General features: G+C 65.2%; 23 protein-coding genes and 2 tRNA genes. 6 read left to right on the plus strand and 19 right to left on the minus strand.

The window, feature by feature from the left end:
* Nucleotides 1–37 precede the first annotated feature (37 nt).
* The 4 genes from aroA to INQ43_RS07645 all read right to left on the minus strand — a co-directional run bounded on the left by aroA (nt 38) and on the right by INQ43_RS07645 (nt 4,472).
* A complete protein-coding gene (aroA, locus tag INQ43_RS07630; RefSeq protein WP_194036047.1) occupies nt 38–1,372 on the minus strand; it encodes a 3-phosphoshikimate 1-carboxyvinyltransferase in 1,335 nt (444 codons plus the stop codon).
* Nucleotides 1,369–2,511 carry a prephenate dehydratase gene (gene pheA, locus INQ43_RS07635; RefSeq protein ID WP_194036048.1) on the minus strand — a complete coding sequence of 381 codons (1,143 nt, stop codon included), beginning with the start codon at nt 2,509–2,511 and terminating at the stop codon, nt 1,369–1,371. The genes aroA and pheA overlap by 4 nt, the downstream gene beginning before the upstream one ends.
* Nucleotides 2,511–3,596: a 3-phosphoserine/phosphohydroxythreonine transaminase gene (gene serC, locus INQ43_RS07640; RefSeq protein WP_194033745.1), complete on the minus strand. Its 1,086-nt coding sequence runs from the start codon at nt 3,594–3,596 to the stop codon at nt 2,511–2,513. Before serC ends, pheA begins: the two co-directional genes overlap by 1 nt.
* A gap of 78 nt (nt 3,597–3,674) precedes the next feature.
* A complete protein-coding gene (locus INQ43_RS07645) occupies nt 3,675–4,472 on the minus strand; it encodes an FHA domain-containing protein (protein ID WP_194036049.1) in 798 nt (265 codons plus the stop codon).
* Nucleotides 4,473–4,579: 107 nt separating this feature from the next.
* Here INQ43_RS07645 and INQ43_RS07650 point away from each other — a divergent pair, with 107 nt between their 5' ends.
* A complete protein-coding gene (locus INQ43_RS07650) occupies nt 4,580–4,855 on the plus strand; it encodes a polyhydroxyalkanoic acid system family protein (protein WP_194033747.1) in 276 nt (91 codons plus the stop codon).
* An 83-nt stretch (nt 4,856–4,938) separates the two neighbouring features.
* Entirely contained in the window at nt 4,939–5,871 is a 933-nt protein-coding gene (locus tag INQ43_RS07655) for a restriction endonuclease (RefSeq protein ID WP_194036050.1), read from the plus strand.
* Nucleotides 5,872–5,896: 25 nt separating this feature from the next.
* On the opposite strand, the gene INQ43_RS07660 is transcribed toward INQ43_RS07655, so the two are convergent.
* The 5 genes from INQ43_RS07660 to INQ43_RS07680 form a co-directional block, all read right to left on the minus strand.
* A complete protein-coding gene (locus tag INQ43_RS07660; RefSeq protein ID WP_255518451.1) occupies nt 5,897–5,998 on the minus strand; it encodes a DUF2474 family protein in 102 nt (33 codons plus the stop codon).
* Between the two features lie 53 nt (nt 5,999–6,051).
* Nucleotides 6,052–7,059, minus strand: coding sequence for a cytochrome d ubiquinol oxidase subunit II (gene cydB, locus INQ43_RS07665; protein ID WP_194036052.1), 1,008 nt, complete (start codon nt 7,057–7,059; stop codon nt 6,052–6,054).
* The gene (locus tag INQ43_RS07670; protein ID WP_343221381.1) at nt 7,059–8,546 is read right to left on the minus strand and encodes a cytochrome ubiquinol oxidase subunit I; all 1,488 of its coding nucleotides are present in this window, start codon (nt 8,544–8,546) and stop codon (nt 7,059–7,061) included. Before INQ43_RS07670 ends, cydB begins: the two co-directional genes overlap by 1 nt.
* Before the next feature lie 68 nt (nt 8,547–8,614).
* The gene (speD, locus tag INQ43_RS07675) at nt 8,615–9,388 is read right to left on the minus strand and encodes an adenosylmethionine decarboxylase (protein WP_194036053.1); all 774 of its coding nucleotides are present in this window, start codon (nt 9,386–9,388) and stop codon (nt 8,615–8,617) included.
* Nucleotides 9,388–10,602 carry an amino acid aminotransferase gene (locus INQ43_RS07680; protein ID WP_305058390.1) on the minus strand — a complete coding sequence of 405 codons (1,215 nt, stop codon included), beginning with the start codon at nt 10,600–10,602 and terminating at the stop codon, nt 9,388–9,390. Before INQ43_RS07680 ends, speD begins: the two co-directional genes overlap by 1 nt.
* 275 nt (nt 10,603–10,877) lie before the next feature.
* Between INQ43_RS07680 and INQ43_RS07685 the strand changes: the two genes are divergently transcribed.
* Nucleotides 10,878–11,738, plus strand: a complete 861-nt coding sequence (locus INQ43_RS07685) for an EamA family transporter (RefSeq protein ID WP_194037617.1) — start codon at nt 10,878–10,880, stop codon at nt 11,736–11,738.
* Nucleotides 11,739–11,757: 19 nt separating this feature from the next.
* Here the strand turns inward: INQ43_RS07685 and INQ43_RS07690 are convergent, their stop codons facing one another.
* On the minus strand, nt 11,758–12,522 hold the full coding sequence (locus INQ43_RS07690; protein ID WP_194036055.1) for a DUF72 domain-containing protein: 765 nt from the start codon (nt 12,520–12,522) through the stop codon (nt 11,758–11,760).
* Between the two features lie 186 nt (nt 12,523–12,708).
* Here INQ43_RS07690 and INQ43_RS07695 point away from each other — a divergent pair.
* Nucleotides 12,709–12,783, plus strand: a tRNA-Val gene (locus tag INQ43_RS07695).
* A gap of 199 nt (nt 12,784–12,982) precedes the next feature.
* On the opposite strand, the gene INQ43_RS07700 is transcribed toward INQ43_RS07695, so the two are convergent.
* The 5 genes from INQ43_RS07700 to INQ43_RS07720 all read right to left on the minus strand — a co-directional run bounded on the left by INQ43_RS07700 (nt 12,983) and on the right by INQ43_RS07720 (nt 20,602).
* Nucleotides 12,983–16,012 (minus strand): type I restriction endonuclease subunit R, encoded by a 3,030-nt coding sequence (locus tag INQ43_RS07700; RefSeq protein ID WP_194036056.1) that lies wholly within the window; start codon nt 16,010–16,012, stop codon nt 12,983–12,985.
* 28 nt (nt 16,013–16,040) lie between these two features.
* Nucleotides 16,041–16,481: a hypothetical protein gene (locus INQ43_RS07705; RefSeq protein ID WP_194036057.1), complete on the minus strand. Its 441-nt coding sequence runs from the start codon at nt 16,479–16,481 to the stop codon at nt 16,041–16,043.
* The gene (locus INQ43_RS07710; RefSeq protein ID WP_228062441.1) at nt 16,468–17,082 is read right to left on the minus strand and encodes a nucleotidyltransferase domain-containing protein; all 615 of its coding nucleotides are present in this window, start codon (nt 17,080–17,082) and stop codon (nt 16,468–16,470) included. The genes INQ43_RS07705 and INQ43_RS07710 overlap by 14 nt, the downstream gene beginning before the upstream one ends.
* Before the next feature lie 77 nt (nt 17,083–17,159).
* Nucleotides 17,160–18,605 (minus strand): restriction endonuclease subunit S, encoded by a 1,446-nt coding sequence (locus INQ43_RS07715; RefSeq protein WP_194036058.1) that lies wholly within the window; start codon nt 18,603–18,605, stop codon nt 17,160–17,162.
* Entirely contained in the window at nt 18,602–20,602 is a 2,001-nt protein-coding gene (locus INQ43_RS07720) for a class I SAM-dependent DNA methyltransferase (protein WP_194036059.1), read from the minus strand. The genes INQ43_RS07715 and INQ43_RS07720 overlap by 4 nt, the downstream gene beginning before the upstream one ends.
* Before the next feature lie 321 nt (nt 20,603–20,923).
* On the opposite strand from INQ43_RS07720, the gene arsC reads away from it, so the two are divergent.
* Nucleotides 20,924–21,274, plus strand: coding sequence for an arsenate reductase (glutaredoxin) (arsC, locus tag INQ43_RS07725; RefSeq protein ID WP_194036060.1), 351 nt, complete (start codon nt 20,924–20,926; stop codon nt 21,272–21,274).
* Between the two features lie 6 nt (nt 21,275–21,280).
* On the opposite strand, the gene INQ43_RS07730 is transcribed toward arsC, so the two are convergent.
* From INQ43_RS07730 to INQ43_RS07740, 3 genes are all read right to left on the minus strand, one after another.
* Nucleotides 21,281–22,906 (minus strand): FMN-binding glutamate synthase family protein, encoded by a 1,626-nt coding sequence (locus tag INQ43_RS07730; protein WP_194036061.1) that lies wholly within the window; start codon nt 22,904–22,906, stop codon nt 21,281–21,283.
* 87 nt (nt 22,907–22,993) lie between these two features.
* A complete protein-coding gene (locus INQ43_RS07735) occupies nt 22,994–24,253 on the minus strand; it encodes a lytic murein transglycosylase (RefSeq protein WP_228062680.1) in 1,260 nt (419 codons plus the stop codon).
* A gap of 94 nt (nt 24,254–24,347) precedes the next feature.
* Nucleotides 24,348–24,434: transfer RNA gene (locus INQ43_RS07740), tRNA-Leu, on the minus strand.
* A gap of 216 nt (nt 24,435–24,650) precedes the next feature.
* On the opposite strand from INQ43_RS07740, the gene INQ43_RS07745 reads away from it, so the two are divergent.
* The gene (locus INQ43_RS07745; protein ID WP_194036063.1) at nt 24,651–25,145 is read left to right on the plus strand and encodes a DUF305 domain-containing protein; all 495 of its coding nucleotides are present in this window, start codon (nt 24,651–24,653) and stop codon (nt 25,143–25,145) included.
* A 60-nt stretch (nt 25,146–25,205) separates the two neighbouring features.
* Here INQ43_RS07745 and INQ43_RS12920 read toward each other — a convergent pair whose 3' ends face one another.
* Complete coding sequence (locus tag INQ43_RS12920; RefSeq protein WP_228062442.1) at nt 25,206–25,346, minus strand: hypothetical protein; 141 nt, start codon at nt 25,344–25,346, stop codon at nt 25,206–25,208.
* Between the last annotated feature and the right edge of the window lie 214 nt (nt 25,347–25,560).

Consider the following 25,560-nt stretch of genomic DNA (forward strand, 5'->3'; position numbering starts at 1 on the left):
TGCGGGTGTCGGTCGATCCGGCAGGACGGTGCGGGCGCTACAGCGCGGGCGGCCCGGCAATCGCGTCGATGGCCATTCCCGCGCCCCGCGCCAGTTCGACAAACCCCGGGAATGACGTCGCGACGGTCGCGATGTCGTTGATGCGGACCTCGCCCGAAGCGCGCTGCGCGGCGACCGCAAAGCTCATCGCGATGCGGTGGTCATCGTGGGTGTCGATGCTGCCGCCGCCCAGTCGCCCGCCTTCGATGACGGCGCCATCGGGCGTCTCCTCGACGCTGATGCCGAGCGTGCGCAGGCCGGTCGCCATGGTCGCAATGCGGTCGGACTCCTTGACCCGCAGCTCGGCGGCGTCGCGGACCACCGTGCGCCCGCTGGCGCAGGCGGCGGCGACGAACAGGATCGGGAACTCGTCGATCATGTCCGCCACCAGCGCAGACGGCACTTCGATGCCGTGCAGCGGCGCGTGGCGGACCAGCAGGTCGGCAACCGGCTCGCCGCCATCGTCGCGGCGGTTTTCCTCGCGGATGTCGGCGCCCATCAGGCGCAGGACCTGCAGCAGGCCGGTACGGCGCGGATTGATGCCGACCGCCTCCAGTCGCAGCTCGGATCCCGGAATGATCGTTGCCGCAACGATGAAGAAGGCCGCCGAGGAAAAATCCGCGGGTACGTCGACGCGCGCGGCGCGCAGGCGATGGCCCCCGCTCAGGCGGACGACGCCAGGTGCGGTCTCAACCGGCCAGCCGAAGGTGGCCAGCATCCGCTCGGTGTAGTCACGCGTCGGGTGCGGCTCGCGCACGACGGTCTCGCCCTCGGCGTACAGGCCCGCCAGCAGCACGGCGGATTTCACCTGCGCGCTGGCAACCGGCAACGCATAGTCGATGCCCTGCAGACCTGTCCTGGCGTGCACACGCAGCGGTGGCGTGCCGCCCTCGCCGGTGTCGATCCGCGCACCCATTGCCGTGAGTGGATCGGTGACACGGCGCATCGGACGCTTTGTCAGGGACGCATCGCCCACGAGGACGCTGTCGAACGCCTGCCCGGCCAGCACACCCGCCAAGAGCCGCATGCCGGTGCCGGCGTTGCCACAATCAAGTACCTCATCGGTGCCGCGCAGTCCATGCAGGCCGACGCCGTGGACCACGCAGACCGTCGGCGCCGGGGTATCGATGCGGACGCCGAGCTGCGTGAAGATCCGCGCCGTGGCCCGGGTGTCCTCACCGTCGAGAAAACCGTGTATTTCGGTGGTGCCATCGGCCAGCGCACCCAGCATCACCGCGCGATGGGAAATGGACTTGTCGCCGGGCACGCGCAGGCTGCCATGCAGCGCGGTCCCCTTGCCGGCGCTCCAGTCCTGCCGCACCGCCTCGCTCATACGATCGCGACCGGGTAGGAACCCAGCACGCGCACCTGCTCGGCGAATTCATCGACCTCCGCCAGCGCCAGGCGCATCGCCTCCTGCTCGATGTGCCCGCCGACGTCGACGAAGAACGCGTACTGCCAGCGCCCGCCGTGGCCGGGCCGCGATTCGATCCGGTTCATGCTCAAGCCGTGGCGCGCGAACGGCGCCAGCACCTGGAACAGCGCGCCGGGCTGGTCCTTGATGAAGATCAGCAGCGAGGTGCGGTCATTGCCCGAGGCCGGGAACAGCTCGCGCCCGAGCACCAGGAAGCGGGTGGTGTTGTCGGGCCGGTCCTCGATCGGGCCGGCCACCGACTTCAGCCCGTACACGCTCGCGGCGCTGAGACCGGCGATCGCCGCGGCGTCATCGGCGTTGCGGGCGCGACGGGCGGCCTCGGCATTGCTCGCCAACGGAATCTTCTCGGCGTCGGGCAGGTGCTGGCGCAACCAGGCCTTGCACTGGGCGAAGGACTGCGGATGCGAGTACACGCGCTCGATATCCTCGAAGCGGCCGCTGCGCGAGAGCAGGTGCTGGTGCACGCGCAGCTCGACTTCGCCGCAGATCTTGACGTCGGTGCCCAGGAATGTGTCCAGGGTAGACTGGATCGTGCCCTGGGTGGAGTTCTCCACCGGCACCACGCCGAAGTCGGCCGCACCCGACTCCACTTCGCCGAAGACCTCCTCGATGCTTTCCAGTGGCAAGCCGAGGATGGAGTGGCCAAAGTGTTTGTAAGCCGCCTGCTCCGAATGGGTGCCCGCCGGGCCGAGGAAGCCGATCTTGAGCGGCTCCTGCTGGGCCAGGCACGCCGACATGATCTCGCGAAACACCCGCACCAGCACCTCGCCCTCCAGCGGGCCCTCGTTGCGGTCAACCACGCGACGCAGCACCTGCGCCTCACGTTCGGGGCGGTAGTAGTCGATGGCCGCCGCCAACGGCCCCTTGGCCTGGCCGATCTGGCTGGCGAAGCGCGCCCGTTCGGCGATCAGTTCCTGGATGCTGCGATCGATGCCGTCGACGCGCTCGCGCAGTTCGGCAAGCTTCGGCGCGGGCGGCTTTTTGGGCACCACGTCCCGGCCCGCGCTCTTCGCAGGCGGCTTGCCCTTGGCGCTCATCAGCCGTTCCTCTGCTGGAAATCAGCCATGAAGTCGGCCAATGCCTGCGCGCCTGACACCGGCATCGCGTTGTAGATCGATGCGCGCATGCCGCCCAGTACGCGGTGGCCCTTCAACGAGATCAGCCCCGCCGCGCGGGCCTGTTCGAGAAAACGCGCATCCAGGTTCTCGTCGTGCAAGGAGAACACGACGTTCATCCGCGAACGCGCAGTGCGCTCGACCGTGTTGCGATAGAACCCGCCGGACCCGTCGATCGCCGCGTACAGCAATTGCGACTTGACCGCGCTGCGCCGGGCAAATTCCTCCACCCCGCCCTCGTCCAGCATCCACTGGAACATCAGCCCGGCCAGGTACCAGTTGAAGGTGGGCGGCGTGTTGAGCATGGAGCCGGCGCGCTCGTGCGCGGCGTAGTCCAGGATCGGCGCGCGCGCCTGGCCGGTTTGCGTCAGCAGGTCGCGGCGGATGATCACCACCGTCAGCCCGACCGGCCCGAGGTTTTTCTGCGCGCCGGCGTAGATCACCCCGAAGCGGGAGACATCCAGCGGACCGGACGCGATGCTGGAACTGAAATCACCGATGAGCGGCACATCGCCGACCTCGGGGATCTCGTTGAACTCGACGCCGTGGATGGTCTCGTTGGCGGTGTAGTGCACATAGGCCGCTCCTTCCGACAACGCCCAGTCCGCGCGCATCGGCAGGCCCCGATAGCCCCCATCGGCCGTATCGGCCGCTATACGGGCGTCGACATAGGGCTGCGCCTGTTTGATGGCGGTCGCACCCCAGTGCCCGGTAAGGACGTAGTCGGCAGCTTGGCCCGGCGCGGCAAAATTGAGCGGTATCAGCGCCTGCTGTGTGGTCGCCCCGCCCTGCAGGAACAGGACCGCGTAGTCATCGGGCACCGACAGCAATGTGCGCAGGTCGGCTTCGGCCTTTTCCGCAGCGCGCATGAACTCCGGACCGCGGTGGCTCAGCTCCAGCACCGAGGCGCCGGCGCCGTTCCAGTCCAGCAACTCCTCGCGGGCTTGCTTGAGGACGGCTTCGGGAAGGGCTGCAGGGCCGGCGCTGAAGTTGTACGGACGGGACATGGGGGCGATCCAGTGGGGCGTGACCCCCAAGGTATGCCGCACTGCAGCACGATGTAAAGACCGCCGGCTGGCGGTAGCTCAGCGCACCCCGTAAAGCAGCAGAAGTGCCAGTGCGCCGGCCATCAGCAGTGCCGCAAGCAGCAGCCAGGGAATGCGCCTCAGCGACGCCATCAAAGGGGAGCGTTGGGGCCCAGCCTCGGCTGGAGTCCATTCAACGGCAGCCTCCTGCACGACGGGCTCGGGCGGCGCCATTGCCCGCGGCGCTTCCAATACAAATCGATGGCTGGCATTGAACACCACCTGGTCCCCGGCCATCAGCAGCCCTTCGTCCAGCCGATGCCCGTTGACCTCGATACCGCCGGATGCGCCGAGCGTGCGGAAGCTGACGCCGTCACTGTGCGGCTCCAGCCGTGAGTGCTGATCGGGAATGCCTGGCTCGGCAATGCACAGGTCCGCTTCTGGCCGGCTTCCGACAACGCACGGGTGGTCCAGATCAAAGCAGCGACCGTGGTGCGGCCCGCCGACCGCACGCAGGACCGCGCGCGCGCTGGGTGGATCATTCGCGGCCGTCGCCGGAGCCGGTCCCGGCCGCGCACCCACCAGGGTCAGGTCCACTCCGTCCAGGTGCAACACGTCCCCGGCCCGCAGCATCGCCATACGCCGCACCGGTCGACCGTTGACATGCATTACCTGCGACTGCTCGCGCAACTGCAGCCAGATGCCTCGGCGGTCGATGGATATCTGCAGGCGCGCGTCATGGGAGTCGTCGAGCAGGCACGGATGGCCGTCATTGTCCTGGCCGACGGCATGCACGCCGGCGCCGAGCACCAGGTCGTCCCGCTCGCCGTTGGCGAATCGCAGTCTTAGGGTATTCACTGCGGCGAAATCTACCATGCACGCCACGCGCGCGGGCACCGGTATGCGGTTCGACTTGAGCCTTTCGCTTCCGCCCCCAACACTGGCGTCTGCCCACGGAGATCCGCATGCCCGATATCGATATCCAACACCCCCACACCATGGGGCCGCAGCAGGCGCGCGCCGCGGTCCAGGAAATTGCCGACAAGCTGACCGAGCGATTCGGGGTCGTGTGCCATTGGGATAGCGACACGCTGCATTTCGACCGCAGCGGAATCGAAGGACAGATCGAAGTGGCACCTTCCAGCCTCAACGTCACCGCAACGCTTGGCTTCCTGTTTGCGGCCATGAAGGCGCCGATCGAGGCCGAGTTGCGCCGCGTACTGGACAAGCGATTCAGCTGAGGACAGGTCTCGCCGCGTATATTGAGGGGTCGCCCCGCTCCGGCGCCCGCCGCCCGATATCCGACATGCTCAGTGCCTCACCAATGACCACCGCCTTCCTGATTGCGCTGATCCTGGGGACGGCGGGAAGCGCGTGGCTCTGGCTGGTCCACAACCGCGCCTCGGTCGTCGCGCTTGGCCTGCGCGCACTCGCCGCCATGCGCTGGCGCGAATCGTCCCGCTTCGTCATCGAGGCGCTGGAGGCCCAGGGGTTTTCCGCCAGTCGCCTGGCACCGGACGCCGACAGGGGCCAGAACGCCGATCTGCTGCTCAACCGTGGCGACCAGACCTGGCTGCTGAGTTTCAAGCAGGGCGTGGATTACCGGATCGATCCGGGCATGGTCAGCCAGATGTCGGCCGCCGTGCGCGACAGCAATGCCAGTGGCGGCATCATCGCGACCCTGGGCACCATCCAGGGCGAGCTGCGGAAACACCCGCAGGATATCGAATTGATCGACGGTGCTACCTTGTGGCCGCTGATCAGCCCCCTGCTCCCGCCCAGCCTGCACAACGACATCACGTCACGCGCGCGGCGGCTGACCGTCCGTGCGACCGGGGTCGTGTGGGTGGTCGCGCTACTGGCCGGGTTGCTGGCGTCGCTCCTGATTCCCGACGCGGTCGTGGATCCGACGCGCGATGCCACCGATGCGCCCGTGGCCTCACCGGCGGACGCCGATGGATCAGGTCGAGGCGAGGCAACCGCTGTTGTCCAATCCCCGGCGATTGCCGGCACCGAGGAGGAGCAGCGCCGCGACATCGCTGCCGCCGTCAGCCGCCTGCCGGGGATTGCCCGCGCCTCGTGGGCGACCCGCTCCACCCTGGTGGCCCTGGTGGACGCGGATGCCAGCGAGCAACAGATAGACGGTATCTGCAAGGTGCTCGCGCCCTACGAGGACCTGCGTTATTCGCGCGTGCAACTGCAACCGCCGCCGGGCAGTGAAGCCCCGGTGCGCTTCCTGCAATGCAACTGGAGTTGATTTCCAGCGTGGCCGGTTGACCGCCTCAGGTCGTCATGCCGACCGCGCGCATGATCACCTTGATCGCCAGCGCAACCAGCGCCAACGTGGCGACGCTCGCCGACCAGATCAGCACGAGCCACGCCATCCGCCTGACCCAGTGAGGCCTGCGAGGTCCGTCGACCGGAGTCCGAACGGGCATCAGTGGTAACCCTCTCCGGCCCTCACCTTGCCGCGGAAGACCCAGTACGCCAGCCCCGTGTAGCCCAGGATGATCGGAATGATCAGCAGCGCACCCACCAGGGTGAAGCCCAGGCTTTGCGGCGGCCCAGCGGCTTCCCAGAAGCTGATCTTGGGCGGCAGGATGTTCGGCCAGATGCTGATGCCCAGACCGCTGTAACCCAGGAACACGAGCGCAAGCGTCAGCAGGAATGGCGAGGTGTGGGACTCGCCGCGCAGCGAGCGCAGTAGAGCGAACATGACGGCCCCGACCAGCAGCGGCACCGGGGCGAAGAACAGCAGATTCGGCATGCTGAACCAGCGCTCCGCAATGGCCGGCTGCGACATCGCGGTCCAGATGCTCACCACGACAATCGCGCCCAGCAGCGCCCACACCCAATGGCGCGTGCGCAGGCGCAGGTCGTCGTGCAGCTCGCCTTCGGTCTTGATCAGCAACCAGGTGCTGCCCAGCAGCATGTAGGCGACGACGAGGCCGACACCGGTGAACATCGAGAACGGGGTGAACCAGTCGAACGCTCCGCCGACAAAGCGGTCGCCATCCATCGCAAAACCGTTGATGAAAGCGCCCAGCACCACGCCCTGGAAGAACGTCGCGCCATAGGATCCGGCAATGAACGCCCAGTCCCACGCGCGCTCCTTGCCCTCCTCGACCTTGAACCGGAACTCGAACGCGACGCCGCGGAAGATCAGCGCGACCAGCATCAGGATCAGCGGCAGGTAGAGCGCGCTGAGCACGACCGCGTACGCAAGCGGGAACGCGGCCAGAAGTCCGGCGCCGCCCATCACCAGCCAGGTCTCGTTGCCGTCCCAGACCGGCGCGACGGTGTTCATCATGATGTCGCGGTCATCTTTTTCCGGGAAGAACGGAAACAGCATGCCGATGCCGAGGTCGAAGCCGTCCATGACCACGTACATCATGATCGAGAAGATGATGATCACGCCCCAGATCAGTGGCAGGTCGATACCCATTACAGCGGCCCTCCCAGGTTGGCTGCGCCGGCAGGTTTCGCGTAGGTGGTCTCGCTGGCGCGGCGATCATCCGAATTCCCCGGTTCGCGTTCGCCGGCAGCCGACATCGGCCGGCCGGGCTGGTTCCTGCGCCCGGGACCACCGTCGGGCGGTGCATCGCCGTCGCCGGCCTCCGGTCCCCGGGCAATGATGCGCAGGATGTAGACCGTGCCCGCTCCGAACAGGAGGAAATACACCACCACGAAGATCGCCAGCGACAGGCCGACCTGGCCGGCGGCGTGCGCCGACACCGCCTCGGAGGTGCGCATCAGGCCCTGGACGATCCAGGGCTGGCGGCCGATCTCGGTGGTGAACCAGCCGGCGAGGATGGCGACCAGTCCCGCCGGACCCATCAGCAGCGCGAAACGCATCAATCCGCGCGAGATATGCAGCTTGCCGCGAATGCGGCTCCACGCGCCCCACAGGCCCAGCGCGATCATCAGCAGACCCAGTCCGACCATGACGCGGAAGGTCCAGAACACGATCGTCGAATTGGGCCGGTCCTCGGGTGCGAACTCCTTGAGCCCGGCGAACTGCCCATCCCAGCTGTGGGTGAGGATCAGGCTGCCCAGGTTCGGGATGTCCACCGCGTAGCGATTCCGCTCCTGCTCCATGTCGGGGATGGCGAACAGCGTCAGCGGCACGCCTTCGCCCGGGGTGTTCTCCCAATGGCCCTCCATCGCGGCGATTTTTGCCGGCTGGTGCTCGAGCGTGTTCAGGCCGTGGAAGTCGCCCACGATCGCCTGCAACGGCGCTGTCACCAGCACCATCCACAGGGCCATCGACCACATCGTCCGTATGGCCGGATTATCGCGCCTGCGAAGCATCTGCCAGGCCGCGCTGGCACCGACCAGCAGCGCGGTGGCCAGGAACGCGGCGATCACCATGTGGGTCAGGCGGAACGGGAACGACGGATTGAGGATCACCGCCAGCCAGTCCACAGGCACCGCGATGCCGTCGATGATTTCGTGGCCCTGCGGCGTGTGCATCCAGCTGTTGGAGGCAATGATCCAGGTCGAGGAGATCAGCGTGCCGACCGCGACGGCGGCGGTGGAGAACATGTGCAGGCCGGGGCCGACGCGCTTCATCCCGAACAGCATCACGCCCAGGAAACCGGCTTCCAGGAAGAACGCGGTAAGCACCTCGTAGGCCAGCAGCGGGCCGGTGATGCCACCGGCAAAGCGCGAGAACTCGCTCCAGTTGGTGCCGAACTGGTAGGCCATCACCACCCCGGACACCACGCCCATGCCGAAGGCGACGGCGAATATCTTGATCCAGAACTGGTAGAGGTCCAGGTAGACGCGGCGCCTGGTGTACAGCCAGGCGCCTTCAAGGACCGTCAGGTAACTCGCCAGGCCGATGGTGATGGCCGGGAAGATGATGTGGAACGAGATGGTGAAGGCGAACTGGATCCGCGACAGCAGCAGCGCATCAAGGTCCATGGTCAACGGGACTCTGGAGGGATTTCCCGCTCAGGATGCCCGCCGCCCGGTTATGCCTGCGTATGCAGCCGCACCTAGTCGACCGGTGAGCTCTGGTAGAGCTCGATGATCTCCTTGCGGAGCAGGTGCTCGATGCGCATGCGCTCACGGAACGACAGCTGCTGGGCCATCTCGCTGAAAAGGTAGTCGTCCAGGTTGAAGTTCTTCAGGTGCATCTTGGTGTGGAAGATATTTTCCTGGTACACGTTGACGTCGCGGCACTCGTACTTGTCCAGCAGGCGCTTGTGGATCGACTCCTGGATCGAGTTGATCTTGTGGTCGATGAAGTGCTTCTTGCCCTTCGCGTTGCGGGTGAACCCACGCACCCGGTAGTCGCAGATCACCACGTCCGAGTCGAACTGCTTGATCAGGTAGTCCAGCGCTTCCAGCGGCGAGGTCAGCCCGCAGGTGGCCACGTCGATGTCCACCCGGAACGTCGCGATGCCGTTGTCGGGATGCATCTCCGGATATGTGTGGACGGTGATGTGGCTTTTGTCCATGTGCCCCACGGTGCTGCCGCGCGCAGGTGGCACGGCAGCGGGACGGTCCGACATCAGGATCGTCACCGAAGCGCCCTGGGGGTCGTAATCCTGGCGCGCGACGTCCAGCACGGTGCCACCGATGATGTCGGCGACCTTGAGCAGGATCTCGGTCAGCCGGTCGGCGTCGTACTCCTCATCGATGTACTCGATATAGCGCTGGCGCTGGGTCTCCGACACCGCGTAGGAGATGTCGTAGATGTTGAAGCTCAGCGACTTGGTGAGGTGGTTGAACCCGTCGAGTTTGAGTTGTCCGCGCGGCTTGCCCATCAGCTCGCTCCTGGGTCGTCCATCACCTGCGCGAACGCATCGGCGACCCGGTCCACGTTTTCATCGCGCAGGCCGGCGACGCAGATGCGCCCGGACCCGACCGCATAGATGGCGTGCTCGGCGCGCAGGCGCTCGACCTGGGCCGGATTGAGGCCGGTGTAGCTGAACATGCCGCGCTGGGTCAGCAGGTAGTCGACATCGAGTGACGGCACGCGCGCCTTCATCCCGGCATGCAGCCGCTCGCGCATCTGCAGCATTCGGGATCGCATCTCCTCGACCTCGTTCTTCCAGTCCTTGCGCAGGGCCGCGTCGGTGAGGACGCTGGTGACAATGCGGCCACCGAACGTCGGCGGACTGGAGTAGTTGGCGCGGATGGACATCTCCATCTGGCTAAGCACGCGACGTGCAACGTCGGCGTCATCGCACACCGCCACCAGCGCGCCGACCCGCTCGCCGTACAGCGAGAAGGTCTTGGAGAACGACACGCTCAGCAGCAGCGCGATGCCGGCATCGACCATTGCGTGCACGGCGTAGGCATCGGCATCGATGCCTTCGGCAAAGCCCTGGTAGGCCATGTCCAGGAACGGCAGCAGGCCGCGCTCGGCGACCACGGTGACCACCTCATCCCACTGCGCGCGGGTCAGGTCCGCGCCGGTCGGGTTGTGGCAGGCCGGATGCAGGATGACGATGCTGCGCGCCGGCATCTGCTCCAGGTCGGCGAGCATGCCGTCGAAATCCACGCCGTTGGTCGCCGAATCGAAATAACGGTAGCTGCCGACCTTGAATCCTGCGGTCTCGAAGATGGCCTGGTGGTTCGGCCACGACGGCGCGCTGATGAAAACCTCGGAATCGGGAAAGTGGCGCTTGAGCATGTCGCAGCCAACCTTCAGCGCACCCGAGCCACCCAGCGACTGGATGGCCACCGCGCGCTCGGCCACTTTTCCGTAGCGCTCAGTGCCCAGCACCAGCTCGGTCACCGCGTCGCGATAGGTCTTTGATCCGGCAATCGGGAGGTACGGGGTTGCGCCCAAATCGGCCGCGATCTGCGGGCGAACCGCCGCCACGGAGCGCAGCGTGGGAATCGCACCGTTCGCGTCCTGGTAGGCGCCAATGCCGAGGTTGACCTTGTCTGCGCGCGTCTCGGCCAGGTACGCCTGCTGCAGCGAAAGGATCGGGTCACCCGCGTAAAGCGGCAAATGGCTGAACATGTCCAGCTCCTGTGGAGGAAGGGGTTTGACGGCCGCAGCGCGGCACGTGGGATGCATGGAGAGAACGGGCGCAGACGCGCGTCGACTCGAGCGCCTATTGTCGCGCAGGTTGGCGCGAATAGCAGCCGGCGCGCGACGCGCGGACCGCAGGCCCGGCCGGAAGACACGGAGGTCAGAACCCCCAGCGCCGCCTGTGCGTGCGGATGCTGGCGGAAATGGCGGCTGGAACCGACAATGTCGCCGATGAAATTCCCTGTCTCCTGCTCCGACCGGACGCACGCATGCACCTGATCGGCCTCAGCGTCCTGTGCAGCGTCCTCGTCTCGGTACTGCTGAAAATCGCTCCGCGCAAGCGTCTGGATGTCGCCCAGATGGTGACCTGGAACTACCTGGTTGCCGCGGTGCTGTGCGCGCTGCTGCTGCGCCCGGACCTGGGCAGCCTGCGCAGCGCCGGCGGCCACTGGTGGGTGTTGCTGGGACTGGGGGTTTTGCTGCCGTCGCTGTTCCTGGTGCTTGCCAGCGCCGTGCGCCAGGCCGGCATCGTGCGGACCGACGTCGCCCAGCGCCTTTCCCTGCTGCTCTCGCTGGTTGCCGCGTTCACCGTGTTCGGGGAAACCGCCAGCGTCGTCAAACTGGTGGGGCTCGCGCTGGGACTGGTCGCCGTGGCCGGCATCCTTGCGCGGCCCGCGTCAGCCGGCAACGGGCGGATGGTGTGGATGCCGCTTCTCACGGTGTGGGTGGGGTTCGCCTGCGTGGACGTGCTGCTGAAACTTGTCGCCCAGTCGGGCACGCCGTCGATGGCCTCGCTGCAGGTCGCCTTCGTGCTGGCGTTCGTGCTCATGGCCGGCTGGCAGGTCATCCGCCATGCGCGTGGAACCGCGCGGTTGGACAGGTCCAGCTTCGCCGCCGGACTGCTGCTGGGACTGCTCAACTTCGGCAACATCGTCTTCTACGTGCGCGCGCACCAGGCGTTGCCCGAAAGCCCGGCGGTGGTGTTCGCGGCGATGAACATCGGCGTGGTGGTGCTGGGAACGCTGGTCGGCGTCGCGGTGTTCCGGGAGCCGACCAGCCGCTGGAACCGCCTGGCGATCGCGCTGGCGATCGTCGCCATCGCCCTGATCGCCTACGCCCCGCGGGGGTGACTGGCCGATCCGGTTGATCTCAGCCGCGCCCGACAAGCTCTTGCAGCCTTGCCGCGTCCTCCATCGCGTGGCCGCCAGCAGTGTTGTCAAAAATGCACCACGCCGGCGCTGTCGCCGTGCCGCGCTGCAGAAGCTGCGGCGCCAGTTGCTCGAGCACCGGGTCTTCGTAGCGGCTGTAATACATCCGCGGCGAGCCGTGCAGGCGCCAGTAGCGCCAGCGCGCGGACCTTGGACCGGCGGGCGACTCCGCTCCCGCCACGCGTGCCGGGTCTGCGGCCACGCGGGTGAGCGAAAAGCCCTCCCACAGGTCCGTGGCCTCGGCGTCAAACCAGCTCGGGTGGCGTGGCTCGCACGCAATGGGCACCTCTACGCGTTGTCGCATCAAGCCGAAGAATGCCTCCGCCACTCGCATGTCGAGGACAAGGCTCGGCGGCAGCTGCACGAGGAACCCGCCGAGCTTCGCGCCCAGGCCGGCGACCTGATCCAGAAACTCACCCAGCAGCGTGTCGACTTCGACCAACCGCGCCTCGTGGGTGATCTGCCGCGGCAGCTTCACTGAAAACCGGAACCCCAATGGCACCGTGTCCGCCCAGCGGGACCAGGTCTTCGCCTGATGTGGCCGGTAGAACGAGGAGTTGATCTCGACCACGTCGAAGCGGATCGCGTAGCGCTCAAGATGACTGTCCCCGGCACCGAACAGGTGCGCCGCACGCGTTGGGATCGACCAGCCAGCGCAGCCGATGCGGACGGATGAGGCGGGCTTCGGCGCAGGGGCATCACTCATCGGCCACTCCGGTCTGGAGGGCCCATGTTCGGCGGGTTGCCTGCAAGAGCGCGTCATGGTCGCACCTGCCCGCTCAGGCATGCGGCAACTGCGACGGAGCGCGGCCTGCAGTCCCAGCGCAACACAACGGTTGCGCGGATTCAGGGCTGCCGTATAATCGGCCGGATGATCCGGACAACGGATTTCGGGCGGTTAGCTCAGCGGTAGAGCATTGCCTTCACACGGCAAGGGTCGCAGGTTCGATCCCTGCACCGCCCACCAATCGCATTCCTTATGTCTCAAGGGATTGAAGTCGAGGAGGCCATCTTTGTCGGATGGTCTTTTTCGTTGTACGGACGCCAGTACGGAAACCGCTCGCGCTTCCTTGAACACTTCTCCTCCTTTTCAGGCAATGGATCAGTGGGAAGCATGCTCTTGCGGTCCGGCAGGAAAAGCCCCCCATACTCAGGCGGTATCTCCCCTAGATGCTTGACTGTAGATGAGCTTCCGACATCGGGGTCGGCTGGTAGGTCAATCCAAAGACGGTGTCCGTCAGCCATCGTTTGAACCCGTCGTTGTCGCTGTACTGCCGGAACAACTCCGTGTCGTCCTTCATCAGGGAAATCAACACCCGCCCGAGCGCTTTGTCGTGCTCGATACGCGCGTTTTCACGCCCCGAATTGGCCTGTGCATTCCGATAGGCCGGATCTGCCGACACCCGTTGCGGTATCTCTTCGGTGATCAACTTGCGGATGCGGTCATCGTCCTGCCACGCGATGTTGCCGAACTGGTCGTTGAAGGTCTTGACGATGTTCGACAGGCGATCCAATTCTGCCTCCGGCCGATGTCCACCGCCACTCGCAGGCACCGGTCCGATCTCGGCATCCTGGTCGGCCAGCGCGACCTTCATCGCCGTCTGCTTCTCGACGCGGTAACTGTCCATGTCGATGGATTCGAGGATGCCCTGCGCCAGGTCCTCCTCCTTCGGCGCTGGCAGTTTCGGAATCAGCAGATTCAATAGGATCGAGCGCTTCTCCCAGTCCGCGTGCGTGTATGGCAGCAAGGCCGCAAGAAACGCGTAGGTGCGGACGAAGGCCTTCGCCTTGCCCTTGAAGTCCACCTGGGCGTCCTCGTCCAGCTCGTTGTAGGTGGCCACGCAGGCATCGAGGATGATGTCGAGCCGATCGCGCGGCTCCCCTCCAAGAAAGCGCTCCACCAGTTGTTCCAGCTGATCCGGTGAGTAGACCTGGCTGCCATCCAGCGCCGTTTGCAGGTCATGCAGCTTGTCCGGGTCGGTTTCCTCCGACAGCAGCGTCGTGCGGTAGTACGGCTCGAACGAATCGCGCATGGTGTCCGAGTCGTTCATGAAGTCCAGCACGAACGTCTCGGTCTTCTGCGGATGCGCGCGGTTGAGTCGCGACAATGTCTGTACTGCCTTGATGTTCGACAGCGGCTTGTCCACGTACATCGTGTGCAACAGCGGTTCGTCATAGCCGGTCAGGAATTTGTCGGCCACCACCAGCAACCGGTACGGATCTTCGGCAATGCGCTCGGCGATCAGGTTGGAGGAGAAGCCATTGAGGCTGGCCTCGGTCACCTTCTTGCCGGCGTAGTCATGCTCGCCCGAGAACGCCACGATGGCGCGTATCGGGCTTTTGCGTTCGGCCAGATATTCGGTGATCGCATGGAAGTACTGGATGGCGCGCTGGATGCCGCTGGTGACCACCATCGCCCGCGCCTTGCCGCCGATCTTCTGCCGCGCCAGTACATCCTGATGGAAATGGTCGACCATGATCTCAGCCTTCAGCCGGATCGCGTGGCTGTGGCTTTCGACATAGTGGCGCAACTTCTTTTTGGCCCGCCGGATGTCGAACTCGGGGTCGTCCTCGATCTTCTTGATCAACTTGTAGTAGCTGTTGACCGGGGTGTAATGCTTGAGCACGTCGAGGATGAAGCGCTCCTCGATCGCCTGCTTCATCGTGTAGCTGTGGAAAGGCCGGTGTTTCACCGTGCCGTCCGGTTGCGGCACCGGCTCGCCGAAGATCTCCAGCGTCTTGTTCTTGGGCGTGGCGGTGAAGGCAAAGTAGCTGGCGTTGGGCAGCAGCTTGCGGGCCTCCATCAGGGCGTTGATTTTGTCCTCGGTGGACTCGTCGTCGTCGTCATCGCCGCCGCCGGTCAGCGCCCGGTTCATCGCCAAGGCAGCCTTGCCGCCCTGCCCCGAATGCGCCTCGTCGATGATGATCGCGAAATTGCGATTCGCGTGCTCGTTGCCGATTTCGTCCAGCACGTGCGGGAACTTCTGCACGGTGGTGATGATGATTTTCTTGCCGCCCTCGATGAACCCCCGCAAGTCGCCCGAGACGGTCGCATGGCCCACCGTCGCCGCAACTTGGGCGAACTGCTTGATCGTGTCGCGGATCTGCTTATCGAGGATGCGGCGGTCGGTGACCACGATGATCGAGTCGAAGGCCGGTGTCTGCCCGTGCTCCAGCCCGACCAACTGATGCGCCAGCCAGGCGATGGAGTTGGACTTGCCGCTACCGGCCGAATGCTGGATCAGGTATCGCCGCCCGGCGCCTCGCGCCTCGGCATCGGCCAGCAACGCACGCACCACGTCGCGCTGGTGATAGCGCGGGAAAATCTGGGTGCGCTTCTTGCGGCCGGTTTTCCTGTCCTCGACCTCGACGATCTGCGCGTAGTTCTCGATAATCTCGGTCAGGCCGGCGCGGGTCAGCACCTCCTTCCACAGATAGTCCGTCTTCAACCCATCGGGATTGGGCGGATTGCCCGCGCCATCATTCCAACCCTTGTTGAACGGCAGGAACCACGAATCCTTGCCCTTGAGGTGGGTGCAGAACCGCACCTCGGCATCATCCACCGCGAAGTGCGCCAGGCAGCGGCCGAAACCGAACAGCAACTCCTTCGGGTCGCGATCGTTCTTGTACTGCTGCACCGCGTCGGAGACGGTCTGCTTGGTCAGGCTGTTCTTCAGCTCGAAGGTCGCTACCGGCAGGCCGTTGATGAACAACGCCAGATCCAGCGCGAGTTGGGTCTCATCGCGACTGAAGCGCAACTGCCGGGTCACGCTGAAACGATTCGCTGCAAACAGACCCTCGGCTCTGGTGTTGCCCGGGGTCGGCGTGCCGTAGAACAGATCAACATGGTGCGCCCCGTGCTTGATGCCCTTGCGCAGCACATCGATGACACCGCGCCGGGTGACCTCCCCCTGTAGCCTCGCCAGGAACTTGCGCCGCGTCGGACCGTCCTCGCCCAGTTGCGCCGCTTCAGCCGCCTTGGGCTGGGTGGATTGCAGGAACTCCGCGAGCTGCACCAGATCAACCGCGTACTCGCGTTCGTAATCGCGCCAGTTGCCGAGGATCCAGCCGCCGCTGCCGTACAGCCCGATAGCATCATCAACGCCGCCGCCGGGCTTCTGCCCCGCAGTCAGTGCCGAGACGATCAGATCCTCCAGCCCGCGTTCGCTGGTATCGGTAAATCCATCCGGACTCATGGCGTTGCTCCCCCCTCGGCTTGCGTCTTCAGCGTGCTTCCGTTGGCGGCGGCAACGGCGGCAACGTCGCCACCGTGTCCCGCAACCTGCGGGTAGCCGCCATCAGGTCGTCCAACAATTGCTCGTCGTGTTCCAGATGGCCCTCGTACTCGGCCAGGTTGCGCCGGTCGTGGGCCTTGGCCAGCACCCGCCACACCTCCGGCGGCAGGCCGGTTGTGTGCGGCAGCGCCTGAAACACCAGATAGCGGTTGTCCGAGCGATAGCCGAGCCGCCGCAGCGCACTCAAGGCCAGCGCATGAGCCGCGTTGTAGGCCAGGTCGAACCGGCTGTCGAAACTGAGACTGGTGGTCTCGGCGTCGGCCAGTCGCGACAACGCGGACTCCTGCAGCCCCCGCAACTCGCGCTTTGAGGCCGGCTCGCGCTTGAGCTTGCCGATCCGCACCAGGTTGTCGAGTTCAGCCGAGGTCATCGTCCGACCCGATCACGAACAACTTGGCCTGTGCGTCGATACGTGCGACGAAGCCGTCCGGCTCGGCGCGCTTGCGCCGCCAGTCTGCGCGGGTCATCAGGCTGGGATTGATCGGGCGCGACAGCACCGCTTCGGCCTCGGGCAGCGCTGCATACAACGCCGCGTAGTCCAAGTCATCGGCAATCACCAGCAGGTCGATATCGCTGTCGGCGCGGTCGCTACCCTTGGCAATGGAACCGTAGACGAAGGCGGTGGCGATCTGCTCCGACAATGGCGCCAGCGCCGCCTGCAGGGGCGCGACCAACCCGACGGTCTTTCGGACCAACCCAGCCAACTCGGCAAATACCGGCGACTCCGCATTGGCCTGATAGAACTTCTGGTTGCCGACCCGGTCGGTGTTCACCAGCCCCGCCTCGGCAAGACGGGTGAGCAGACGATGCACGCTGCCCGTGCCCGAGCCGGCCAGACGGATCAGTTCAGCGCTTTGGTAGCGGCGCTGTGGTTGGCCGAACAGCAGCCCCAGCACGCGCTGCTGCACCGGCGTGAACAGCACGTCGGCCAGGCCGGTGGGCGCTGCCGGAACTTGATTGGCGGTTTTCATTCCCATAACGGGAACGATCATACCTGAAATGGGAACGATGGGATGAAACGCTGAAATCTGCTGGGCGACAACCGCAGTCATCCGGCGACGCCCTCGATCTCCGCTTCATCATCGACTTCGATCGGATCGCTCTCCTCATCGGCGGTGAATTCGTCGCGCGCAGGCTCGGCTGATTCGACTTCATCGGGCAGCCGCGCCGCCGCCTCGCGCACGTCGAGCTTGCCGGTGACAACATCGGCAATCAGGCGGGTGCGGTACTCGCGGAGGAGTTCGATTTCGCGTTCGGCACGGTCAATAGCAGAGCGGATTGCCCCAGTACGCACCGTCACGTCCTCCACGATTTTCTGCTGCTCCTCCGCTCTCGGCAGCGCGAGTCGGAAAGCCTTGATCTGCTCCGGACTCAGATGCGGGACACTTATCCCCGTAAATATCGGAGCTAGATAGCTCGCGAAATTTCTGCCCGATAGAAGCAAGGCCGCAAACTCTGCATTGAGATCGCCACGGACCCGAATTCGCGCAACTCGCTGCAAGAGCAACGACGGCACGTCAACCTCTTTTACCACCGCGAGCCGAATGCCGCGCTGGATGATTGGACGATCCATTCCCAAAACAATATCACCCGGGATCAGTTCGTACTCACGGAAATTTGGGCGCTCGGACATGGGCCAACGCACAACGTTATCCCAGCGCAATCGCGCTGGAGAGACGTTGATTCCTCGCATAAGACGGATATCGTCGTCAACGTGAGTGAAGCCGTCGCTCTTGAATGGAAACCCGGTCGTCAATTTGATGAGACGACCAAGCCGAGTTATTTCCCAATGCGCGGGCACATCGCCCAGCCACGCGACGCCCGAGGGCTTGAGGCAGACATCGGGGTCGAGGCCGCGGGTGACAGCGCGGTGGATGATGGCCTGCTTCTGTTCCTCCAGCAGCTTGATCAGCTTCTGCTTGGCCGCGATCGCGAGCCGGATACGCCGGTCCGCATGATCGAGAAACCGCACGATGGCAGCCTGCTCGTCTAATGGTGGAACGACCAACGGTGCATTGAGAAACGACTCATCCGTGAGCTGCAGGCGAGAAATCCAAACACCCTTGGATCGGACCTGAAGCTCCCAATGGAACGGCGACGAACGAACCAGCTCATGCAGGTAACGGGGAAGAATTCCGCTGGCATCTCGTGCCCGGTAAACACCGTAGGCTGTACTCACGATGCCATGATGCTGCGACACGCCCAGCCCCTTTCCCCATGCCCACAAACTGTTGATGACCAAGTCACCAGGCCAACACAACTTATGCCCGGCGTAGGACTCGGCCTGAAACATCGTGACGTTTGCCGTGCGCCGAGGCACAACGCCCCGCGCCGACGAGACTGTCAAAAGCTCCTCGGCACCGGCACTTGAACGCACATCGATGCGGCGGAGAACAGCCTTGGCACGCTTTACCCGCCAGTGCGCCGGAATATCACCGAGCCAACACAATTCCGAATCCTTCATCTCCGCATAAGGCTTGAGACCGTCAATCACGCTCGCGCCTCGTCCCGCTCGTCCGACGTACCGATGATTTCGCCGAGCAGTCCTTCGGTCTCCCGCTCCAGCACCAGAATGTCGGCACGGATCTCGTCCAGCGACCGCATCGGCGCCGGCTTGTAGAAGTAGCGGGTGAAGCTGACCTCGTAGCCGGTCTTGAGGGTGCCCGACACGTACCAGGCGTCGGGTGCGTGCGGAATCACCTCGCGCTCCAAGAAGGCCTCGATGCCGCCCTCCTCCAGCAGCGGCACTTGCTCGGTATCGCGCAGATCGGTGTCCGGCTCGTACTCGACCACGGCCGGTTTGCCGTTGATCGTGGCGGCGAACAGGCCGCGCAACGGATCGGCCTGGATGCCCTTCTTGTGGATCTTGCGGATGACCGGCGGGGCGTCTTCGCTGCGCTCGGCCGATTCCTTGAGTTTCTTGATCTCGGCCGGCTTGTAGGTGTGCTCGGGATCAATGCCCATGAGCCGCAACGGGCGCTCGACGGTGACCTTGTGGTAGCCCAGCGCGGCGTTGTCGAAGATCTTCGACTGTTCGGTTTCCTCGAACGTGAGAAACGTCTCGACGATGCGTTGGATATCAGCCTCGGCCAGTTCGCAGTTCTTCTTGCCCAGGTTCTTCCGCAGCGGTTTGTACCACTGGGTAGCATCGATCAGCTGCACCTTGCCTTCGCGTTGCGCCGGCTTGCGGTTGCTCATCACCCAGATGTAGGTGGCGATGCCGGTGTTGTAGAACATGTTGAGCGGCAGCGCGACGATCGCCTCCAGCCAATCGTTCTCGATGATCCAGCGGCGGATGTTGCTCTCGCCCTGCCCTGCGTCTCCGGTGAACAGGCTGGAGCCGTTGTGCACTGTGGCAATGCGGCTGCCGAGCGCGGTGTTGCGCTTCATCTTGCTCAGCATGCTGGCCATGAACAACATCTGGCCGTCGCTGGAGCGGGTGACCAGCGAGTACTCGGGGTCGTCGGCGTGCTCGATCAGGAAGCGCGGATCGGTGATCGACCCTTTGCCGCCCATGCGCTCGGCGTCGCTCTTCCAGCTTTTGCCGTAGGGCGGGTTGGACAGCATGAAGTCGAACTCGCGGGCCGGGAACGCGTCGTTGGATAAGGTGGAATGCTCGGGACCACCAACGATGTTGTCGGCGGCGTCGCCTTCGCCCTTCAGCAACAGGTCGGCCTTGCAGATGGCGTAGGTTTCGGCGTTGATCTCCTGGCCGTACAGGTGCACCGAGACTTGCTTGTCCTGGGCGGCCGCCAACGCGGTGAGCGTCTCCTCGGCCACGGTCAGCATGCCGCCAGTCCCGCAGGCGCCGTCGTACAGCAGGTAGGTGCCCGATTCGATCTGCTCGGCGACCGGGTCGAAGATCAGACGCGACATCAGCTTGACTGCGTCGCGTGGGGTCCAGTGCTCGCCGGCTTCCTCGTTGTTCTCCTCGTTGAAGCGGCGGACCAGCTCCTCGAACACGGTGCCCATCGCATGGTTGTCGAGGCCGGGCTGGCGGATGTTGCCCTCGCCGTCGAGCACCGGCTTGGGGCCGAGATTGATGGCCGGATCGAGCAATTTCTCGATCAAGGTGCCGAGAGCGTCGGCCTTGGAAAGGCGCGGGATCTGGTTGCGGAACTCGAAGTTCTCCAGAATGTCCTGCACGTTCGGCGAGAAGCCGTCCAGGTAGTGCTCGAAATCGGCGCGCAGCTTGTGCTGACTGGCGCGGTTGCGCAGGTCGCGCAGGGTGAACGGCGAGGTGTTGTAGAACGCCTGTCCGGCCGCTTGGCGCAATGCGGCATCCTGGTTGGTGATGCCGGCGCCATCGAGATTCGCCTTCATCTTGGTGACCTCGGCCTTGGTTGGCTCCAGTACCGCGTCCAACCGGCGCAGCACCGTCATCGGCAGAATGACGTCGCGGTACTTGCCGCGCACGTAAAGGTCACGCAGGACATCGTCGGCGATGCCCCAGATGAAGTTGGTGATCCAGCTGAGCTGGCTCGAATCCATGTTTGTATCCCCTGTGGCCGGAACCGACATTGGCCCGCCGCCGTCTCACTGGATGAGTTGTCGGGTGAGTCTAGTAGGCGGGCGCGCCATAACCAATGGGGTGGCGAAGTTAGGACAGTGGAGGTAGAGAGGCGGCGGACTGATCATCCGCGCTCGTGCGGTGGGTTGCGTATGCGCTCCCGTAGCGCTGTTGTAGTGTGCGAAACGCGACAGAAGACAGGCGTGTCTCCAGGCTTCGTGACGCTCGATCGAACGTTCGCAAATCTCGGCATCCGTCTGCGACGCTAGGATGAGCGTCCAAGACTGTCCAGGAACCGCCCCATGAAAAACACCCGCCTCTACCACAACCCCCGCTGCTCAAAGTCGCGCGGCACCCTCGAGCTGCTGCAGGAAAAAGGCATCCAGCCAGAAGTCGTCCTCTATCTGGACAACCCGCCCGATGCCGGCGAGCTGCGCTCGCTGCTGGAGATGCTCGACATGCCGCCGCGCGCGTTGCTGCGCACCGGCGAGATCGAGTACGCCGAACTTGGCCTGGCCGATCCGACCAGGACGGATGACGAGATCGTGGAGGCGATGACAACCCACCCGCGCCTGATCGAGCGCCCGATCTTCGTCCACAACGGGCGCGCCGTGATTGGCCGGCCGCCGGAGAACGTGCTGCAGATCCTCTGACCGCGCTCAGCGCGCCTTGCTTTCGCGCATCGACATCACCTGCTGCGGCGCGTCGAAGGAGTCGCTGCGTGCGCTCGCCCAGTAGGACTGGAACACGGCGTGGTCGGGGATGCCGGACAGCAATTGGCCGGGCTCGAGGAAGTTGTACAGCGCCGCCAGCGATCGCACCTCGGTGGGCGAAACCCGCCGCAGGATGTGTTCGGGACCGACCTCCCCGGGATCGCTCAGGCCGGCCGCGCACAGCAGGTCACGCAGGGCATTGAGCGTGTTGCGGTGGAATCCCTGCACGCGGATCGATTTGTCCGTCACGTCCAGGCCCTTCCAGCGCGCCGGATCCTGGGTCGCCACGCCGGTCGGGCAGCGATCGGTGTGGCAGCTCTGGGCCTGGATGCAGCCCACCGCGAACATGAAACCGCGCCCCGAGTTGCACCAGTCGGCGCCCATCGCCAGCGTACGCACGATGTCGAACGCACTGATGATCCGCCCCGCTCCGCCCAAGCGGATGTCGTCGCGCAGGTTCAGCCCGACCAGGGTGTTGTGGACCAGCATCAGCGCCTCGTGCATCGGCACGCCTACGTGGTTCATGAACTCCGCCGGCGCCGCGCCGGTGCCGCCCTCCGCGCCGTCCACGACGATGAAGTCGGGCAGCAAGCCGGTCTCGTGCATCGCCTTGGCGATCGCGAACCACTCCCACGGATGGCCGATGGCGAGCTTGAATCCGGTCGGCTTGCCGCCAGACAACTCGCGCAGCCTCGCCACGAACTGCAGCAGTTCCACCGGGGTCGAGAACGCGCTGTGGCGCGCGGGTGACACGCACTCAACCCCCGCCTCGACACCGCGGGTGACCGCGATCTCCGGACTGACCTTCGCTGCCGGCAGCACCCCGCCGTGGCCGGGCTTGGCGCCTTGCGACAGCTTGATCTCGATCATCTTGACCTGCGGCTGGGTCGCGTTGGCAGCAAAGCGCTCGGCATTGAACGTGCCATCCGGATTGCGGCAGCCGAAGTAGCCCGACCCGATTTCCCAGACCAGGTCGCCGCCGTGCTCGCGGTGATAGGGCGAGATCGAGCCCTCGCCGGTGTCGTGGTAGAAGCCGCCCATCATCGCGCCCTTGTTGAGGGCGCGGATGGCATTGGCCGATAGCGAGCCGAAACTCATCGCCGAGATGTTGAACACGCTGGCCAGGTACGGTTGCGCGGTATTGGGGCCGATCAGCACGCGGAAGTTCGGGTCGCCATGGGGCACGGGCGCCATCGAGTGGTTGATCCACTCGTAGTCGTTGGCGTACACGTCCTGCATGGTGCCAAACGGGCGGGTGTCGTTGACCGACTTCGCCCGCTGGTAGACCAGTGCACGCTGCAGGCGCGAGAACGGCACCTCGGCGGTATCGGCCTGGATGAAGTACTGGCGCATCTCCGGACCGATGGATTCCAGGCCGTAGCGGAAGTGCGCGATCACCGGATAGTTCTGCCGCAACGCGCTGGTCCGCTGCAGGACGTCAGCGGTACCCAATGCAGCGATGCAGCCAAACACCAGCGCCGCCCAGCCCCATCCCGGTGCCACCAGCACGGCGAGCAGGCCGGTCAGCACGGTCAACAGGATGCTCAGGAAATACGGCAGGTAACGCAGCATGCGGGTGGTCCGGTCAGGTGGGATGGTTCAGGTCAGGCCACGAGGATAACCGGCAGCGGTGGAGACCCGGTTGATGCCTTGGTGCGCTTAACCCTGCGCGCCGACCTCAGGGCCGCCGGTCGCCCGTTGCAGCGCGCGGAGGATCTTCTGCCCCGCGCGTCCGTCAGCGCTCATGCCCAGGCGCTCCTGCTCAAGCTTGATCGCGGCGCGACTGGCGCTGCCGATCATGCCGTCGACCTCGCCGATATCGTGGCCGCGTTGCAGCAGCAAAGCCTGCAACTCGCGGCGCTCGAGGCGCGACAGCCCCGGATCATTGGTCGGCCATGCAGTGACGAGTCCGCCCTGCCCGCGCAGGCGGTCACTCAGCAGCGCGATCGCGAACGCGTAGCTCTCCGCCGCGTTGTACGAGTAGATCGCGTCGAAGTTCTTGAACACCAGGAACGCGGGCCCCGACTTGCCCGCCGGCAACATGAGCGCCGTCGCCTTGTCCGATCCAGTCAGCGGCGCTCCATCCACGCGGGTGACGCCACGGCCGGTCCAGAACGAGAGCGGCTTGCGCGAGGTGCGCCCGGCAACCGACGCGTCGAAATTGGCCGGCAACCGCACCTCGTGGCCCCAGGGCTCACCGGTGCGCCAGCCCGAGCGCTTCAGGTAGTTGGCCGTGGAAGCCAGCGCATCGGGAACGCTGCCGACCAGGTCGCGTCGGCCGTCGCCGTCAAAGTCCACCGCGATGCGCCGGTAGGTGGACGGCATGAACTGGGTGTGGCCGAAGGCGCCCGCCCAGGAGCCGACCAATTTGTCCGCCGCCACGTCGCCGGCCTGGACGATCTGCAGCGTCGCAATCAGCTCGCCGCGGAAGAACGGCTGCCGGCGGCCCATGCACGAGAGCGTAGTGAGTGACGTCAGCAATGGCCGCTTGCCGAAGGTCTTGCCGAAGTTGCTTTCCACGCCCCACACCGCCACCACGGTCGCCGGATCCACGCCGTACTGGCTCTCGACCCGTTTCAGCGTGGCGGCGTGCTCGCGCAGCATCGCCTGCCCGTCCTGGACGCGCTCCGCATCGACAAGACCCGCGAGATAGTCCCAGATCGGTGTCTTGAACTCGGGCTGGCTGTCCAGCAGCGGCAGCACCGACACGTCGGGGGTCACGGTAGCAACGTGCCGGTCGAACACCGCAGCGCTTATGCCGGCCCCGAGCGCCTGCGTGCGCACCCCGGCGATGCAGCGGTCGAAAGCAGCGCTGTCATAGGACTCATCGGCAGGCGATGCAGACGCCTGCAACGGAAGCGCGAGCGCGCCGAGCGCAGCCAGCGCACAGGAAACAGACCGGGAACGGGACATCGGCAGCACCGCGAAAGTCGGGGGATGGCGCCCATGTTCGCATCGTCCGGCAACAACGGCGCCCGGATCGGTTCAGCAAGCCGCATCCGACGCTGCGACCTGGTGCCCGGACCGGGAATCGAACCCGGATAGCCTTGCGGCTGACGGATTTTAAGTCCGTTGCGTCTACCAGTTCCGCCATCCGGGCTGTGGAGGCGCGCTGCAGCACGGTCATTGTACGGACGCGGCCCGGCTCCGAGAACTTTCGGCCGCTCATGCGGCGGTTTGCCGATTCGCGCCACCTGCGTTTCACGGGATGCGAACTGGTTGGGGCGAGACACTGTCCGTGATACGGGGATTCCAACCTGCCGCATGGGTTGACGCCCGCCGGCACCAAACCCGCCCACACCCGGAGGGAGCATCCATGTCCAAATACATCAAGTTCGGCGCCATGATCGCCACATCCACGGTGGTGATGTTCATCCTGATGTACCTCAACACCTACGCGACCGACCACATCTTCTTCAGCGAGACCCGCCTTTACATGGCGATCGTCATGGGAGCATCCATGGCCATCGTGATGCTGCTCTTCATGCTCAAGATGTATGAGAGCGCCGCAACCAACGTCGCCATTCTGGTCGGCAGCGTGGCCGTTTTCGCGCTTGCCTTGTGGCTGGTCCGCAGCCAGGAGACCGTGGACGACGTCTCCTACATGCGCGCGATGATCCCGCATCACTCGATCGCCATCCTCACCAGCGGCCGCGCCCACATCCGCGATCCGCGTGTGCGCGAACTTGCCGACGGCATCATCGAGGCGCAGGTCCGCGAGATCGACGAGATGAAGACGCTCATCAAGGAGCTGGAGGCCAATCCGGTGCCCAAGGATGCGCCGGATCTGACGCCGGTGCGGCCTGAATAGCTGCGGCGCGGGCGTCATTTCTTTGCTTTAAAGTAGACAGCGATGCCAATCCCACACCTGCTACTGCGTGTCCTGCTTTGCCTGGCGCTGGTCCTCAATGGATCGGGTCTCGCCGTGGCTGCCACGCAGATGCATGTGCAGCACGTCGGCATGGCCGATGCGGTGTCCACGACGGATGACCACGAGGGCTGCGCTGGTCACGCGCAGCGGGCAGTGCCTGACCTTGCCGCCGCATCATGCGACAGCCATTCCCCGGCTGCGGATTGCTGTGAGGGCTCGTCGTGTGACGCGGCCTGCCCGGCAGGGATGCTGTGGACCGTGACAGTGCCGGCGCAGGCCTGGATGCTCCCGCCGCAGGTGCTGGTCGACCACCAAACGATCTCCGATCACGCGGCGCCCGTTCTGCAGGGTCGAT

This window comes from Lysobacter sp. H23M47, assembly GCF_015209765.1.
GTDB lineage: Bacteria > Pseudomonadota > Gammaproteobacteria > Xanthomonadales > Xanthomonadaceae > Novilysobacter > Novilysobacter avium.

Coding starts and splice junctions, on each gene's coding strand:
- aroA (WP_194036047.1), bottom strand. CDS start 1,372: ATGAGCGAGGCGGTGCGGCAGGACTGGAGCGCCGGCAAGGGGACCGCG.
- pheA (WP_194036048.1), bottom strand. CDS start 2,511: ATGAGCGCCAAGGGCAAGCCGCCTGCGAAGAGCGCGGGCCGGGACGTG.
- serC (WP_194033745.1), bottom strand. CDS start 3,596: ATGTCCCGTCCGTACAACTTCAGCGCCGGCCCTGCAGCCCTTCCCGAA.
- INQ43_RS07650 (WP_194033747.1), top strand. CDS start 4,580: ATGCCCGATATCGATATCCAACACCCCCACACCATGGGGCCGCAGCAG.
- INQ43_RS07655 (WP_194036050.1), top strand. CDS start 4,939: ATGACCACCGCCTTCCTGATTGCGCTGATCCTGGGGACGGCGGGAAGC.
- INQ43_RS07660 (WP_255518451.1), bottom strand. CDS start 5,998: ATGGCGTGGCTCGTGCTGATCTGGTCGGCGAGCGTCGCCACGTTGGCG.
- cydB (WP_194036052.1), bottom strand. CDS start 7,059: ATGGGTATCGACCTGCCACTGATCTGGGGCGTGATCATCATCTTCTCG.
- speD (WP_194036053.1), bottom strand. CDS start 9,388: ATGGGCAAGCCGCGCGGACAACTCAAACTCGACGGGTTCAACCACCTC.
- INQ43_RS07685 (WP_194037617.1), top strand. CDS start 10,878: ATGCACCTGATCGGCCTCAGCGTCCTGTGCAGCGTCCTCGTCTCGGTA.
- INQ43_RS07690 (WP_194036055.1), bottom strand. CDS start 12,522: ATGAGTGATGCCCCTGCGCCGAAGCCCGCCTCATCCGTCCGCATCGGC.
- INQ43_RS07700 (WP_194036056.1), bottom strand. CDS start 16,012: ATGAGTCCGGATGGATTTACCGATACCAGCGAACGCGGGCTGGAGGAT.
- INQ43_RS07705 (WP_194036057.1), bottom strand. CDS start 16,481: ATGACCTCGGCTGAACTCGACAACCTGGTGCGGATCGGCAAGCTCAAG.
- INQ43_RS07710 (WP_228062441.1), bottom strand. CDS start 17,082: ATGAAAACCGCCAATCAAGTTCCGGCAGCGCCCACCGGCCTGGCCGAC.
- INQ43_RS07720 (WP_194036059.1), bottom strand. CDS start 20,602: ATGGATTCGAGCCAGCTCAGCTGGATCACCAACTTCATCTGGGGCATC.
- arsC (WP_194036060.1), top strand. CDS start 20,924: ATGAAAAACACCCGCCTCTACCACAACCCCCGCTGCTCAAAGTCGCGC.
- INQ43_RS07730 (WP_194036061.1), bottom strand. CDS start 22,906: ATGCTGCGTTACCTGCCGTATTTCCTGAGCATCCTGTTGACCGTGCTG.
- INQ43_RS07745 (WP_194036063.1), top strand. CDS start 24,651: ATGTCCAAATACATCAAGTTCGGCGCCATGATCGCCACATCCACGGTG.